The sequence below is a fragment of the Mesorhizobium silamurunense genome (assembly GCF_014843905.1).
GTDB classification, from domain to species: Bacteria; Pseudomonadota; Alphaproteobacteria; order Rhizobiales; family Rhizobiaceae; genus Mesorhizobium; species Mesorhizobium silamurunense.
In genome coordinates this window covers 20701-35577 of record NZ_LPVS01000029.1, presented here as the reverse complement: position 1 = coordinate 35577, position 14877 = coordinate 20701, and the positions used below count along the sequence as shown (strand labels likewise).

At 65.3% G+C, this 14877-nt stretch carries 13 protein-coding genes and 1 riboswitch; of the genes, 8 read left to right on the top strand and 5 right to left on the bottom strand.

Features of this window, described 5'->3' with window-relative positions; all coding sequences use genetic code 11:
- Nucleotides 1-3 precede the first annotated feature (3 nt).
- From cobG to AU465_RS07420, 5 genes are all read right to left on the bottom strand, one after another.
- A complete protein-coding gene (gene cobG, locus AU465_RS07440) occupies nt 4-1473 on the bottom strand; it encodes a precorrin-3B synthase (protein WP_192245429.1) in 1470 nt (489 codons plus the stop codon).
- The gene (gene cobN, locus AU465_RS07435) at nt 1470-4958 is read right to left on the bottom strand and encodes a cobaltochelatase subunit CobN (RefSeq protein WP_192245427.1); all 3489 of its coding nucleotides are present in this window, start codon (nt 4956-4958) and stop codon (nt 1470-1472) included. The genes cobG and cobN overlap by 4 nt, the downstream gene beginning before the upstream one ends.
- A gap of 17 nt (nt 4959-4975) precedes the next feature.
- On the bottom strand, nt 4976-6013 hold the full coding sequence (gene cobW / locus AU465_RS07430; RefSeq protein WP_192245425.1) for a cobalamin biosynthesis protein CobW: 1038 nt from the start codon (nt 6011-6013) through the stop codon (nt 4976-4978).
- Nucleotides 6014-6015: 2 nt separating this feature from the next.
- The gene (locus AU465_RS07425) at nt 6016-6444 is read right to left on the bottom strand and encodes a DUF1636 family protein (protein ID WP_192245423.1); all 429 of its coding nucleotides are present in this window, start codon (nt 6442-6444) and stop codon (nt 6016-6018) included.
- Between the two features lie 40 nt (nt 6445-6484).
- Nucleotides 6485-6690, bottom strand: a riboswitch (cobalamin riboswitch).
- Nucleotides 6691-6719: 29 nt separating this feature from the next.
- Complete coding sequence (locus AU465_RS07420) at nt 6720-7919, bottom strand: winged helix-turn-helix domain-containing protein (protein WP_192245421.1); 1200 nt, start codon at nt 7917-7919, stop codon at nt 6720-6722.
- Nucleotides 7920-8255: 336 nt separating this feature from the next.
- Here AU465_RS07420 and AU465_RS07415 point away from each other — a divergent pair, with 336 nt between their 5' ends.
- The 8 genes from AU465_RS07415 (at nt 8256) to AU465_RS07380 (ending at nt 14849) form a co-directional block, all read left to right on the top strand.
- Entirely contained in the window at nt 8256-8621 is a 366-nt protein-coding gene (locus tag AU465_RS07415; protein ID WP_149791214.1) for an NADH-quinone oxidoreductase subunit A, read from the top strand.
- Nucleotides 8612-9193, top strand: a complete 582-nt coding sequence (locus AU465_RS07410) for a NuoB/complex I 20 kDa subunit family protein (RefSeq protein WP_013531090.1) — start codon at nt 8612-8614, stop codon at nt 9191-9193. Before AU465_RS07415 ends, AU465_RS07410 begins: the two co-directional genes overlap by 10 nt.
- A 4-nt stretch (nt 9194-9197) precedes the next feature.
- Nucleotides 9198-9800, top strand: coding sequence for an NADH-quinone oxidoreductase subunit C (locus tag AU465_RS07405; RefSeq protein ID WP_192245419.1), 603 nt, complete (start codon nt 9198-9200; stop codon nt 9798-9800).
- A 34-nt stretch (nt 9801-9834) separates the two neighbouring features.
- Nucleotides 9835-10212: a four helix bundle protein gene (locus tag AU465_RS07400; protein ID WP_192245417.1), complete on the top strand. Its 378-nt coding sequence runs from the start codon at nt 9835-9837 to the stop codon at nt 10210-10212.
- 65 nt (nt 10213-10277) lie between these two features.
- Nucleotides 10278-11468, top strand: a complete 1191-nt coding sequence (locus AU465_RS07395; protein ID WP_192245415.1) for an NADH-quinone oxidoreductase subunit D — start codon at nt 10278-10280, stop codon at nt 11466-11468.
- Nucleotide 11469: 1 nt separating this feature from the next.
- Nucleotides 11470-12777 carry an NADH-quinone oxidoreductase subunit E gene (locus tag AU465_RS07390; RefSeq protein ID WP_192245413.1) on the top strand — a complete coding sequence of 436 codons (1308 nt, stop codon included), beginning with the start codon at nt 11470-11472 and terminating at the stop codon, nt 12775-12777.
- A gap of 10 nt (nt 12778-12787) precedes the next feature.
- Nucleotides 12788-14092 (top strand): NADH-quinone oxidoreductase subunit NuoF, encoded by a 1305-nt coding sequence (gene nuoF, locus AU465_RS07385; protein ID WP_192245411.1) that lies wholly within the window; start codon nt 12788-12790, stop codon nt 14090-14092.
- Between the two features lie 73 nt (nt 14093-14165).
- Entirely contained in the window at nt 14166-14849 is a 684-nt protein-coding gene (locus tag AU465_RS07380) for a helix-hairpin-helix domain-containing protein (RefSeq protein ID WP_192245409.1), read from the top strand.
- The last annotated feature ends 28 nt before the right edge of the window (nt 14850-14877 follow it).

Below are 14877 nucleotides of genomic sequence, written 5' to 3'. Positions count from 1 at the left end.
TCCTTAGTTCCGTCGATAGAGTTCGGCGACGCCGGCAAGCCTTGCCAGGCAGGCGGCAACGGTTTCGCCCTGATGTCTTTGCGCGCGCACCGCGGCAAGGATGCCGCCGACCCCGCGCGCGGCGTCATAGCCCGGCCTGTATCCGGCAGGAAGGGCCTTTGCCGTCCCGTCCACGACAAGTCCGGCTCCGTTTTCGTCGCCGACCAGGGTCAGTGTCGCCGGGCCGGGATGCGCGCAGCCCTTGGCGCAGCCGGAAATGTGGAGCGTGAGCGAGGTGTCAAGGAGGTCGGCGCTTTCGGTCGCGATCGTCTCGGCGATGGCGCGGGTGGCGATGCGGCCGGAGGCGCAGGCCGGCGTGCCGGGACAGGCGGCGATGCGGGTGCGCGGGTCAGTGGGGGAGGTGACAAAGCCGAGGGCGGCGGCGGAGGATTGGAGATTGGGATAGGCGGCGAGGCCGAGAAAGAGCAGGGCGCGGCCGGGTGCTAGGCGGATTTCGGTTACGCCAAGTTCCGACGCCTTTGTGGCAAGCTCGATGAGACTCTGTGCCGGCATGCTACCGAAGGGCAGGCCGAGGCCGAGGGCATGGCCGGTGTTCAAGTCGAAAAGGCCAATCGGCGGGCGAGGCCGCTCTACGGCGCCCCCCTCTGTCCTGCCGGACATCTCCCCCACAAGGCCCACTTGGGGGGAGATCAGGCCGGCGCCGCCGGTTTCGCCAATTTCCAACGCCGAAAGTGAAGAGCCGGCGACGAAGCTGCTGATCTCCCCCCTTGTGGGGGAGATATCCGGCAGGACAGAGGGGGGCGCGAAGGAACGCCAGCCTGCGAGAGACGCCAACTGCCGCTCCGACAAATCGCGCGTATGCGCCTCTCGGCCTTTTTCTGCGACCATCCTAAGCGCAGCCACCGCGATGTCGCGGGCAGCATCGGCATCGACCGTTGTGAGCGCCTTCGCACTCCGGCCATTACCGCTAGCCGACACGCGCCAGAAAACCTCGCCGTTGGCCTGCACCGCCTTCAGCCGCACATCGGCCGTGACCGCATCCAACGTCAGTTGCCCACCGCCGTCGACAACCACCGACACTTTTGGCCCCAGCCTTGCCGTCAGCCCTGCCTCTTCAATCGCGGCCCGGATCCGCTCAGCCAGCGGTCGCGGGTCGGCGATCTCCTGCGGGTCGATGCCTGCCAGCGGCCCAGTCTCAACGGGCACGCCGCTGCGCACCGCGATGCCCAGCGTATCGACTTCCGCCACCAGCAGCCGCGCGCTTTCCGGTGTCAGGCCGCGGATCTGCAGGCTGGCGCGCGCAGTCACCTCCATGATGCCGTTGCCGTGGCGCAAGGCGGATTCGCAGAGTCCGATCAGCGACTTCGGCGTAAGTCCTCCAGCGACCGGATTGAGCCGCACCAGCAGCCCGTCGCCGGTCTGCATCGGCGCGCTGAGGGCAGGGCAGGCGCCGCGGCGCGAGAACGCGTTCATGCCGCCACCCCGCTTGCCTGGGCCTCGGCGATCAAGGCGGCGAGGTCGTCGTCAATGGAATTGCGCAGCGGGTGCCAGAGGCCGCGCCGCCGCGCCGAGAGGAACCGCTCGGCAATGACCTTTGCCGCAGCCGGATTCTCGCGCAGGAGGAAGGCGCGGACTTCCGCGTCGCCAAGATAGGCGTCATGCACGGCCTCGATCAGCGCGCCCGATATGGCGTGGGTGGTCTCGGCAAAGCCGACGAGACGGTCGACCGTCTCGGCGAATTCCGATGCGCCGCGCGGGCCGTGGCGCATCTGGCCGGCGATGAACCGCGGATTGACGGCGCGCGCCCGCACCACTCTAGCTACCGCTTCGCTGACAGAGCGCGGCTTGGGCTTCTTCGGATCGGTCGTGTCGAGCACGATGACGTCGGCATTCCGGCCGAGCTCGGCGAGCGCCGCCGAAAACCCGCCGATGAAGGCGACATCGGCCGAGCCTTCGAGGATGTCGCGGCCAGGGTCGTCGCCGGTATGGACGAGCAGCTCCGCTTCGGCGATGCGGCCCTCGAAGGCGCCGGGCGCCGAGACCGCTTCGCCGTCGGCGCCGCCATAGGCATGCGAGGTGGCGTCGAGATAGGCACGGCCGATCTCCTCACGCGCGCCCCATTCGCCGCGCGACAGCAATTCCTCGACGCCGGCGCCGTAGGTGCCGGGCGAGGTGCCGAAAATGCGGGGGCCGACCTTGCCCTGGGCGCGGGTCGCGGCGGCGAGGGGATTTTCGGTATCGTCCTCATCGCGGCTGGCAACCGCATTGGCGGCAGCATCAATCAAAGCGATCTGGGTTGGGAACATGTCGCGGAACAGGCCGGAGATGCGCCAGGTGACGTCGACGCGCGGGCGGCCGAGCGCTGCCGGCGGCAGCACCTCGATGCCGGTGACGCGGCCCGTTGCGGCATCCCATTGCGGCCGGCACCCCATCAGCGCCAGACCTTGCGCGATTTCCTCGCCGCCGGTGCGCAGCGAAGCCGAGCCCCAGAGGTCGGTGACCAGCGAGCGCGGCCAGTCGCCATGGTTTTGCATGTAGCTGCGCACCACTTCTTCTGCCGCTGCCTGGCCGAGGTCGTAGGCGGTCGGAGTCGGCATTGTGCGCGGATCGGAGGTAAACAGGTTACGGCCGGTCGGCAGCACGTCGGAGCGGCCGCGCGCCGGCGCGCCGGCGGGGCCGGCCTTGATGTGGCGGCCGTCGAGAGCGGCGAGCAGGGCAGCCTTTTCGGCCTCGGCGCTTTGCCGGCGCAGCGGATCGGCTTCGTCTTCCGGCGCGCGGCCATAGACATGCAGCCCGTCCTTGACGGCAAAATCCTTGAGGTCGCAGAGCCAGGCGTCGATGCGGCGCAGCGCTTCGTCCGGCGCGTCGGTGCCGGCAACGCCGGCCTCGGCCGCCAGGCCGGACTTCTGCGCGGTCTCGACGATGAGCCTGGCCAGCCGATCGCGGCGACGGCGGTCGAGTCCGTCGGCCTGGGCATACTCGTCGACCAGCCGCTCGAGCCTCTGTTGCGCTTCGTCGAGGCCGGCGCCGGTCAATGGCGGCGGCAGATGGCCGAGCGTGACGGCCGAAAGGCGGCGCTTGGCCTGCGCCGCCTCGCCGGGATTGGAGACGATGAACGGATAGACGACAGGCAGCGCGCCGGTGACGATCTCGGGAAAGCATGTATCGGAGAGGGCAACCGTCTTGCCCGGCAGCCATTCCAGAGTGCCGTGCGCGCCGACATGGATGATAGCGTGCACGCCGAGCGATTTCTGCAGCCAGAGGCCGAAGGCGATCAGTTCGTGGCGCGGAGGCAGAGTCGGGTCGTGGTAGTCGGCGCGGCGGTCGGCGGGGCGGCCGCGGTCGGGAGCCAGCGCCACGGTGACGTTGCCGAAGGTCGCGGCGCGGAAGGGGAAGCCTGGCGAGGTCGGCGCTTGAGCCTCGCGCAACCCTATCGCGTCTTCTGCCTTACTCCACGCGGCCTCTACCGCAGCTACAGCAGCCTTCGGCAATTCAGTTGAAAAGGAGAGATAGTCGTCAAGCCCCACCGAATGGCCGGAAGTTTCCAACGCATCCAGCAATTCGCGCGGCGATTGCGGTATCCCCTCAACGGAGTAGCCCTGTTCCTTCAGGTCATGCAGCATGGCGAGCACGCTGGACGGCACATCCAGGCCGACAGCATAGCCGGTCCGCCCTGGCGCGCTCGGGTAATCCGGGATCAGGATCGCCAGTTTGCGCCTGGCCCGCTCGGTCCGTTGCAAGCGAATGAAGCCCGCGATGCGCTTGGCGACCTGCCCGACGCGGTCGGCTTCGGGCCGGTTGGCGAAGGCGCGGAAGGCGAGCGCCGGATCGGTCTCGATCTCGCCCTTGAAGGAGATTGCGCCGGCCAGGATGCGGCCGTCGAGTTCGGGCAACACGACATGCATGGCAAGATCGGCCGGCGCCAGGCCGCGCTGGTTCTTCTCCCAGACCTCGCGCCGCGTCGTGGCGACGATGACCTGGAAGACGGGCACGCCGGCGCGGTCGAAGAGCGTTTCGGCGCCCGGCTCGGCGCCTGAGGCGAAGGCGGTGGCGCTGACGATGGCCGACGGGTTCAGCGAGGCGAGGGCGGTTTCGACGAAGGCCAGAGACGCAGGATCCTTCAGGCTGGACACGAAGATCGGCATTGTCGTGAGGCCCTGCAGCCTCAAGGCTTCCGCGAGAGCGTCGATCGGCGCCACGTCTGCCGCAAGCAGCATTGAGCGGTAGAAGAGGATGGGGATGATAGGAGCGGTGTTTCCCTCCCCCTTGAGGGGAGGGTGGCCCGAAGGGCCGGGTGGGGTCACCTCGGCAGCGCTCGGCGTTTCTTGATGTCGGCGCGCGTCGCGGAGGACCCCACCCCCGGCCTGCGGCCGGACCCTCCCCTCAAGGGGGAGGGAGACCACACCGAGTCCCGGATGATAGTACCCAGCCTTCGGTACACTCACCGGCTCGGCCACGGCCGCTTCCGATCCCGCCAGCCGCGCCAGCCTCTTCACCAGCGCCGCCATGTTCGCCGGGCCGCCTTCGCGGAAATAGCCGAGCAAGGCGTCGAGCTCGGCGCGCGGCAGGGTCGAGCCTTCGATCAGGCGCTGGTCCTCGTCATGGCTTTCGCCGGGCAGCAGCGCCAGCTTGATGCCGCGTTCGCGCGCCACCGCCGCAAGCTGGTCGCAGCCGTAGCGCCACCAGTCATAGCCGCCGAGGATGCGGACCAGAACGACCCTGGCGTGGCGGGCGACGCTGTCGATCCAGAGGTCGACCGACATCGGATGCCTGAGGTCTCGCAGGGCTGCCAACCGCATCGACGGTAGTCGCTCCGCGTCCGCCTTCCAGGCGGCGGCCAGTCCGGCGAGGTCGCTGTCTGTGAAGGACAGGGCCACGACATCCGCAGGCGTCTGCCTGAGGTCGATCGGCTCGGCGAGGTCGTCGAGCGAAGCGGATGTCGTGGTGAGGATATGCATCGCTTTTCGGGTTTGCCTCAGCCGGCGAGGATACGTTCGATCGCAGGGCGGTTCAGCCCTTTGAGGCCGATGACGACGAGCCGCGAGCGGCGGTCGTCTTCCGCGGTCCAGGCGCGATCGTAATAGTGGTTGACGCGCGGGCCGACGGCCTGGAGCAGGAGCCGCATCGGCTTGCCGCCGACCTGGACGAAACCTTTGACGCGCAGCACGTTTTCCTGCTCGGCGGCGAGGGCGACGCGCTTGGCCAGCTCGTCCGGATTGGCGATCGACGGAATGTCGATGACGAAGGAGTCGAAATCGTCGTGCTCGTGGTCGAGCTCGTCGTCGTGATGGGTCTTTCGGTTCTCGATGTCGTCCTCGACCGCGAGGCCGAGGCCGAGCACCACGGACGGATCGACCTTGCCCTGCGCGGTCGGCACGACCTTTACGGCGCGCGCCACATGCTCGCCGATGACGGCGTTGGCGCGGGCCGCGCCGGCCGTGTCCATCAGGTCGCTCTTCGACAGGATGATGAGGTCGGCGCAGGCGATCTGGTCCTCGAACACCTCCTCGACCGGATCGTCATGGTCGAGCGAGCCGTCGGCGGCACGTTGCGCCTGCAGGGCGTCCATGTCGGAGGCGACGCGGCCATCGGCCAGCGCCGGGCCGTCGACCACGGCAATGACGCCATCGACCGTGACGCGGCTCTTCACGCTCGGCCACTGGAAGGCCTGGACCAGCGGCTTGGGCAAAGCGAGGCCGGAGGTTTCGATCAGGATGTGGTCGACTTTCGGCGTGCGCGACAGGATCTGGTCGAGCGCCGGCACGAAATCGTCGGCGACGGTGCAGCAGATGCAGCCATTGGCAAGCTCGACGATGTTTTCTTCAGGACATGTGTCGATGCCGCAGCCTTTGAGGATCTCGCCGTCGATGCCGACATCGCCGAACTCGTTGACGATGATCGCCAGCCGCTTGCCCTTGGCGTTTTCGAGCAGGTTGCGGATCAGCGTCGTCTTGCCGGCGCCGAGGAAGCCGGTGACGACGGTGCAGGGAACGCGGGAAACGGAACCATTCATGGTCAGTCCTTCAGGAGGTCGAGGGGAGGGATGCGGGCAACCAGGCCGCGCTTGAGGGAATCGGGCCGGCCGCGCCACGGGATCAGGCCATCGGTCGATGTGGCGAAGAGTTTTGCGCCGGCGACGAGGTCGGCGCCGCTGGTCGTGTCCAGGTCACCGAAAACGTAGCTCCAGCAGCCGTCGCGCAGCAGCGCTGCGCTCAAACGTCGCTTGCAATTGCCGAGGCATTCGACGGTGCGGATGTCGATATCCTGGCCCGAGGCCGCGCGGCGCGTGTCCTCGGCCAGCAGGGCGCCGGCGCGCGGCTGCGCGTCCGAACCGGTCTCGTCGCGGCAGGAGGAACAGACGATGACGGTGACGCCCGCCAGCATGTCCTCGGGTTCGGACGGGACGTCCGCTACGTTGGCCGGAAAACTGCCGTTGCGATCCAAAACCAGGCTCCTTGCCCGGAAAACCCGCCGGGCGATCGGATACTTTAAGTCTCAGACGGCAGGTCTCCTGGCTCGCGGGTCGTCACCTTGGCGCCGCCTTCCCGGGGACATCCCAGTGGTTTTCGGCTGAGGCTCGTCGCTTACAGTTGCGGGGACAGCCGCGGATTTGGAATTTTTGAATTCCGCACCGCATTCCCTCTTGGCTCCTCCCTTTGCCGGGAGAAGACCGTCTGCTTCGGATTTAGGCTTACAGGTGCAGGCCTGTCAACGCGTGGCTACGACACCCGGATGTCGGCCAGCGCCGGACCGAGGTCGCCGGCCGGTGTCACTTCAATGCTCTCCAGGCCAAGCCAGGCTTGCATCTGCTTCAACTCTTCTACCAATTGGGCTGCTGTTTCGGCCGGTGCGCCGGCCTCGGCATAGGCGGCGTGGACGCGAAGCACGCTGGCAGGCCGATCAGCTCGGAGATCGACTCGGGCGACGATCCGGTCGCCGAGCAGGAATGGCAGCACGTAATAGCCGTATTGGCGCTTTTCGGCCGGTGTGTAGATCTCGATGCGGTAGCGGAAGCCGAAGAGCTTTTCGGTCCGGGTGCGCTCGAAGACGACGGGATCGAACGGGGCGAGCAAGGCGCGCGCCTCTATCCGGCGCGGAATGCGCGCGTCCTTGTGGAGATAAACGGTCTTGTCCCAGTCCTCGACGCGCACCGGCAGCAGTTCGCCCATTTCGACCAGTTCCTCGATTCGGTCTTTCGTGTCGCCCGGCGCCAGGCGGAAATAATCGCGCAGGTCGCCATAGGTGGCGATGCCATGGGCGCGGGCGGAAATGCGCAGCAATTCGCGGTGGGCGTCCTCGACCGACGGTACCGGCAGGTCGAGCACCGCCTGCGGCAGCACGCGCTCCGGCAGGTCGTAGTAGCGTTCGAAGCCGCGCCGGTAGGCGGTGGTGATGTATCCTGCCCAGAACAGCCATTCGAAGGCGTGCTTGGCCTCGCTCCAGCCCCACCAGCCGCCATTGCCCTTATGGCCCTCGATGTCGGAGGCGGCGATCGGCCCGCGATCGGCGACTTGCCTGTAGATCTCCTCGATCATCTCCTTGCGCTCGCGGCCCCATTTGGCGAGGCCGAGATACATTTCCTCGCCGCGTTCGGCGCGCTGCATGCGCCAGCGCATCAGCGGGTAGGTCTCGACCGGCAGGAAGGAGGCCTCATGCGCCCAATATTCAAAGACGGCGCGCCTGCGGGTGAGCGCGGCATTGTCGAGCAGCGAAAGCGGGTAGGGGCCAAGGCGCGAATAGAGCGGCATGTAATGAGCGCGCACCACCGCGCTGACGGAATCGATCTGCAGCAGCCCGGTGCGGGAGAGCACGCGGGCGAGGTGCCTGCGGTTAGGCTCGCCGCCGGGGCGAGGGTCCGTAAAGCCCTGCGCGCCAAGCGCGATGCGCCTGGCCATGCGAAGAGAGATTTTTTCCTTCATCAAGGTGCCTTTGCCTCGATCCGTTTACCTGACGTCCAGCCGATGATTCCAGCCATGCTAGCAGGCAAATGGCGGGAGATATGTCAGGAGAGGAAAGTGGAGTAAAAAGCGAAGGAAATCAAACAGGAGCGGATCGGACCAGTTTGCTCCGATATGGCGTCCAGGGCCGGATTTTGAACAAGGTTTGACTTGCTTCGCCGAAACCGCTGCGCTAACCCTCGCCGCGTCGCAGCATAGGGCCCTTAAAACGGTTCAGCGGGTTAAACTGTCACGCTTCCGCATTAGAGTCCGTTGCTGTAATCAAAGTGAACTGGCCCGCCAAAGGAAAGTCGCCGCATGAGCGCACTCCTAAGTTCGTACCTGCCCATCGTCCTGTTCATCGCAGTGGCGATGGTCGTCGGTCTGGCGCTTATCATCGCGCCGTTCCTGGTGGCCTACCGCAATCCCGACCCGGAAAAGCTTTCCGCCTATGAATGCGGGTTCAACTCGTTCGACGACGCCCGCATGAAATTCGACATCCGCTTCTACCTGGTGTCGATCCTGTTCATCATCTTCGACCTCGAGGTCGCCTTCCTGTTCCCGTGGGCGGTGTCCTTCTCCAAGGTCGGCATGCTCGGCTTCTGGTCGATGATGGTGTTCCTGGCGGTGCTGACCATCGGCTTTGCCTATGAATGGAAAAAAGGAGCGCTGGAATGGGATTGAACGACAGTTCAGGCACCCTCGTCGCGCCGAAGCCCAAGGGCATCATCGACCCCAACACCGGCAGGCCGGTGGGGGAGGACGATCCCTTCTTTCTCGAAATCAACAATGAGCTGGCCGACAAGGGTTTCCTCGTCACCTCGACCGAAGCGCTGATCACCTGGGCGCGCAGCGGCTCGCTGATGTTCATGACCTTCGGCCTCGCCTGCTGCGCGGTCGAGATGATCCATACTTCGATGCCGCGCTACGACTCGGAGCGGTTCGGCGTCGCGCCGCGTGCGTCTCCGCGCCAGTCCGACATCATGATCGTCGCCGGCACGCTGACCAACAAGATGGCGCCGGCGCTGCGCAAGGTCTACGACCAGATGCCGGAGCCGCGCTACGTCATCTCGATGGGCTCCTGCGCCAATGGCGGCGGTTACTACCACTATTCCTATTCAGTGGTGCGCGGCTGCGACCGCATCGTGCCGGTCGACATCTATGTGCCCGGCTGCCCGCCGAGCGCGGAAGCGCTGCTCTACGGCATTCTTCTGTTGCAGAAGAAGATCCGCCGCACCGGCACGATCGAACGGTGAACCGATGACCCTGGCGTTGAACGAACTCTCCACCTATCTCGGCGAGAAGCTCTCCGGCCGCATCGGCGAAACCGTGCTTGCCTATGGCGAACTGACCGTTTCCGTCGAACCCGGCAGCCTGATCGAGGTGGCGACCTTCCTGCGCGACGACCCGCGCTGCCAGTTCATCTCGATCATCGATATCTGCGGTGCCGACTATCCGTCGCGGGCCAAGCGCTTCGACGTCGTCTACCACCTTCTGTCGCCGAAGCAGAATGTCCGGATCCGCCTCAAGGTCCAGGCCGACGAAGAGACGCTGGTGCCGTCGCTGACCGCCGTCTATCCCGGCGCCGACTGGTACGAGCGCGAGACCTACGACCTCTATGGCGTGCTGTTCTCCGACCATCCCGACCTGCGACGCATCCTGACCGACTACGGCTTTGACGGGCATCCGCTGCGCAAGGATTTCCCGCTGACCGGCTTCGTCGAGGTGCGTTACGACGACGAGGCCAAGCGGGTCATCTACGAGCCGGTCGAGCTCAAGCAGGAATTCCGCAATTTCGATTTCCTCTCGCCATGGGAAGGCACCGACTACGTGCTGCCAGGCGACGAGAAGGCGAAACAGTGAGTAGCGAAGTAGTGAGTAGTCAGTAGGGAAGGAATTGGAAAAGCGGATCGAATCTTATCGAGACCTAATGGTGTGGCAATCGGCGATGGTTCTTGCCGAAGATTGTTATCGTGTCACCAAAGGTTTTCCGAAAGACGAGGTCTATGGAATGACCTCCCAGATGCGCCGCTCGGCGGTATCTATCGCCGCCAACATTGCTGAAGGGTATGGTCGTGAGAACAGAGGTTCGTTCGTTCAATTTCTGCGCATGGCGCAGGGTTCGCTGAAAGAACTGGAAACGCACATACTGCTGGCATGCCGTGTCGGTATGCTGGAAAGAGCCAACGAGACTGAGCTGCTGCTGCGATGCGAAGAGATTGGGAAAATGATGCGATCTCTTATCAGGACGGTGCAGGCAAAACAGGCGGAATAAGTAGGCATTGAGATTGATGATCACTACTCACTACTCACTACTGACTCTTCGCCAGAGGCGCCAGAATGGCTGAGACCTCCGTCCGTAACTTCAACATCAACTTCGGTCCGCAACACCCTGCGGCGCATGGCGTTTTGCGCCTAGTGCTGGAGCTGGACGGCGAGGTGGTCGACCGTGTCGATCCGCATATCGGGCTGCTCCACCGCGGCACCGAGAAGCTGATCGAAGCCAAGACCTACCTGCAGGCCGTGCCCTATCTCGACCGGCTCGACTATTGCGCGCCAATGAACCAGGAGCACGCCTTCGCGCTCGCGGCCGAGCGGCTGCTCGGCATCGAAGTGCCGAAGCGCGGCCAGCTGATCCGCGTGCTCTATTCCGAAATGGGCCGCATCATGTCGCACATCCTCAATGTGACGACGCAGGCGATGGACGTCGGTGCGCTGACCCCGCCGTTGTGGGGCTTCGTCGAGCGCGAAAAGCTGATGGTGTTCTACGAGCGCGCCTCCGGCTCGCGCATGCATGCGGCTTATTTTCGGCCGGGCGGCGTGCACCAGGACCTGCCGCAGAAGCTGGTCGAGGACATCGGCAAGTGGATCGACCCGTTCCTGAAATCGGTCGACGACCTCGACGCGCTGCTCACGCCCAACCGCATCTTCAAGCAGCGCAATGTCGACATCGGCACGGTGTCGCTCGCCGACGCCTGGGCCTGGGGTTTTTCGGGCGTGATGGTGCGCGGCTCGGGCGCTGCCTGGGACCTGCGCAAGGCGCAGCCTTATGAATGCTATGCCGAGATGGATTTCGACATCCCGGTCGGCAAGAACGGGGACTGCTTCGACCGCTATCTGGTGCGCATGGAAGAGATGCGCCAGTCGGCGAAGATCATGCGTCAGTGCGTGGATATTCTGCTCGGCAGGGAAAGCACCGGTCCGGTATCGAACCTCGACGGTAAGGTGGTGCCGCCGAAGCGCGCGGCGATGAAGCGCTCGATGGAAGCGCTGATCCATCATTTCAAGCTCTACACCGAGGGCTACCGCGTGCCGGCCGGCGAGGTCTATGCGGCCGTCGAGGCGCCGAAAGGCGAGTTCGGTGTCTATCTCGTCTCCGACGGCACCAACAAGCCCTACCGCTGCAAGCTCCGGGCGCCAGGCTTCGCGCATCTGCAGGCCATGGATTTCCTGTGCCGCGGCCACATGCTGGCCGACGTCACCGCCGTGCTTGGCTCCCTCGACATCGTGTTTGGTGAGGTCGATCGCTAAAATGTCAGTCCGCCGTCTCGCAGATGCCAGCGTCCAGCCAGCCTCCTTCGCCTTCAACAAGGCGAACGCGGCGGCGGCCAAGCAGTGGATCGCCAAATATCCGAAGGGACGCGAGCAGTCGGCCATCATCCCCTTGCTGATGCTGGCGCAGGAGCAAGAAGGCTGGGTGACGAAGGCGGCGATCGAGGCGATCTGCGACATGCTCGGCATGCCGCGCATCCGCGGCCTCGAGGTGGCGACCTTCTACACGCAGTACCAGCTCAATCCGGTCGGCACCCGCGCCCATATCCAGGTCTGCGGCACCACGCCCTGCATGTTGCGCGGGTCTGAAGCGCTGATGGATGTCTGCCGCTCGAAGATTCATCACGATCAGTTCCACACCAATGACAAGGGCACGCTGTCGTGGGAGGAGGTCGAATGCCTCGGCGCCTGCGTCAACGCGCCGATGGTGATGATCTTCAAGGACACGTTCGAAGACCTGACGCCGGAACGGCTGGCCGAGATCATCGATCTCTATGAATCGGGCAAGGGTGCAGACGTTAAGCCGGGTCCGCAGAACGGCCGCACCGGCTCGGAGCCCGCCTCTGGCCTTACGACGCTCAAGAGCGAGAAGGCGATCCTAAAGGCGACCCGCGACAGGGAAGCAAAGGCGGCGGCGAAGGCGGCCAGGGAAGCCGCTGCCGCGGCACCGGCTGCGGCCCCCGCCGCCGTCGTCTCGCAGGCACCGGCCATGCCGGCGCCATCGGCCCCGGTCGGGCCGTCGAAATCCGGCAAGCCGAAGACCGATGCACCCGAAACCAGCCCGGCGCTGACGACGCCGTCGCCGGTCAAGGTATCGCCGGCCACCGAGAAGGCGGCCAGCGTCAGGGCGCCGCGCCACTCCGCCGCCAACGCCAACCAGGCTTCTCCGGAAGTCGAAGGGGTTTCGAAGCCTCGTAGCGGGCCGACGATCAAGGCCGAACCTGCTTCCGCCTTCAAATCGCCGGAAACCAAGCAGCCTGTCGCCAAAACGGCAAAGCCGTCGCTCGATGACAAGAACCGTCCGGCCAGCATCGAGCGCCCAGCAACGGTCGACGACCTCAAGCTGATCTCCGGCGTCGGTCCGAAGATCGAAGGCACCTTGAATTCGCTTGGCATCTACACTTTCGCGCAAGTCGCCGCGTGGAAGAAAGCGGAGCGCGAATGGGTCGACGGCTATCTTAACTTCCGCGGCCGCATCGAGCGCGACGACTGGGTGAAGCAGGCCAAGGCGCTCGCCAAGGGCGGCGTCGCCGAATACATCCGCGTCTTCGGCAAGAAGCCGGTCTGAGGGACGAACCATGCTTCAGGACAAAGACCGCATCTTCACCAACATCTACGGCCTGTTCGATAAGTCGCTGGCCGGAGCGCAGGCGCGCGGCATCTGGGACGACACGCCCGGCCTTATCGCCAAGGGACGCGACTGGATCGTCAACGAGATGAAAGCGAGCGGCCTGCGCGGCCGCGGCGGCGCAGGCTTCCCGACCGGCCTCAAATGGTCGTTCATGCCCAAGCAGAGCGACGGACGCCCGGCCTATCTGGTCATCAATGCCGACGAATCCGAGCCGGGCACCTGCAAGGATCGCGACATCCTGCGCAACGATCCGCACACGCTGGTCGAGGGCGCGCTGGTCGCCGGCTTCGCCATGGGCGCGGTCGCGGCCTACATCTATGTGCGCGGCGAGTTCATCCGCGAGCGCGAGGCGCTGCAGCGGGCCATCGACGAGGCCTATGCGGCGAAGCTCATCGGCAAGAACAACACGTCGGGCCACGACTTCGACATCTATATGCACCACGGCGCCGGCGCCTATATCTGCGGCGAGGAGACGGCGCTGCTCGAAAGCCTTGAAGGTAAGAAGGGCCAGCCGCGGCTAAAGCCGCCGTTCCCGGCCAATGTTGGTCTCTATGGTTGCCCGACGACGGTCAATAACGTCGAATCGATCGCCGTGGCGCCGACGATCCTGCGCCGGGGTGCTGCCTGGTTCTCGTCCTTCGGCCGGCCGAACAATGCCGGCACCAAGCTGTTCTGTGTCTCAGGCCACGTCAACAACCCGTGCACCGTCGAAGAGGCGATGTCGATCCCGTTCCGCGAGCTGATCGAGACGCATTGCGGCGGCATTCGCGGCGGTTGGGACAATTTGCTCGCGGTCATCCCGGGCGGCGCCTCGGTGCCGCTGGTGCCGGCGGCGCAGATCATCGACGCGCCGATGGATTTCGACGCGCTGCGCGACTTGAAATCCGGCCTCGGCACGGCGGCCGTCATCGTCATGGACAAGTCGACCGATATCGTGAAGGCGATCGCCAGGCTTTCCTACTTCTACAAGCATGAGAGCTGCGGCCAGTGCACGCCTTGCCGCGAAGGCACCGGCTGGATGTGGCGGGTGATGGAGCGGCTGGTGCGCGGCGAGGCGCAGAAGCGCGAGATCGACATGCTGCTGGACGTCACCAAGCAGGTCGAGGGCCACACCATCTGCGCGCTGGGCGATGCGGCGGCGTGGCCGATCCAAGGCCTGATGCGGCACTTCCGGGGTGAGGTGGAGCGTCGCATCGACGAGTTTTCGCGCAACGCCCACCGGGTCGAGCCGGTTATGGTGGCGGCGGAATAGGATTGGAATACGGGCATTGCCCGGGACGGAAAAGCAGGGGCGGTGCGTACGAGGAAACGACCAGGAGAAGTCTATGGCGACGTATTCGATAGCCAACCCGTTGATGCCTTATTTGGACGAACTCGAGAAGATGAACCAGGACCTGACCAAGATGATGCCGAGGGAGATGGCCAGCGCCGTCAACCTGATGGCGCATCCCATCGCGGGCGCGGCCGCGATGTCTGCGCTCGGCATGGGTCTTGCCAATCACGCGCTTGGTGTCTGGATGGGCGCGCTCTCCGGCGCCGTCGAAGCCTCGCAGCGCATGTTCCAGCCGTTCCTCGACGATCTCGAGGCACGGACCGAAGCCGCCAACAATTCGTCCAAGGCGCGCAAGGCGACGGAGACGCTGATCGCCGAGGCGCAGACCTTCGCCAGGGACGTGACCGACATCGCCGCGAACGCCACCGAGAAGGCGCTCGACACAGCAGGCGCCGACACTGTTGCCGGAACGGCCGCGACCGGGCTGATGCCGGAAGATTTCAGGCAGCCCAAGGCGATCGACAAGCCGGCGAAGCCTTCGGATCTGAAGGCGATCTCGGGCATCGGACCGAAGCTGGAAAAAGTGCTGAATGGTCTTGGCATCTGGACCTACGGCCAGATCGCCGCTTGGACGTCGGAAGAGATCGCCTGGGTCGAGGATTACCTGTCGCTCGCCGGCCGCATCGGCCGCGACGACTGGGCTGCCCAAGCGGCGGCGCTGGCCGCCAAGAGTTAAGATGAAATGCCGGGCGCGGCGCCAGTCG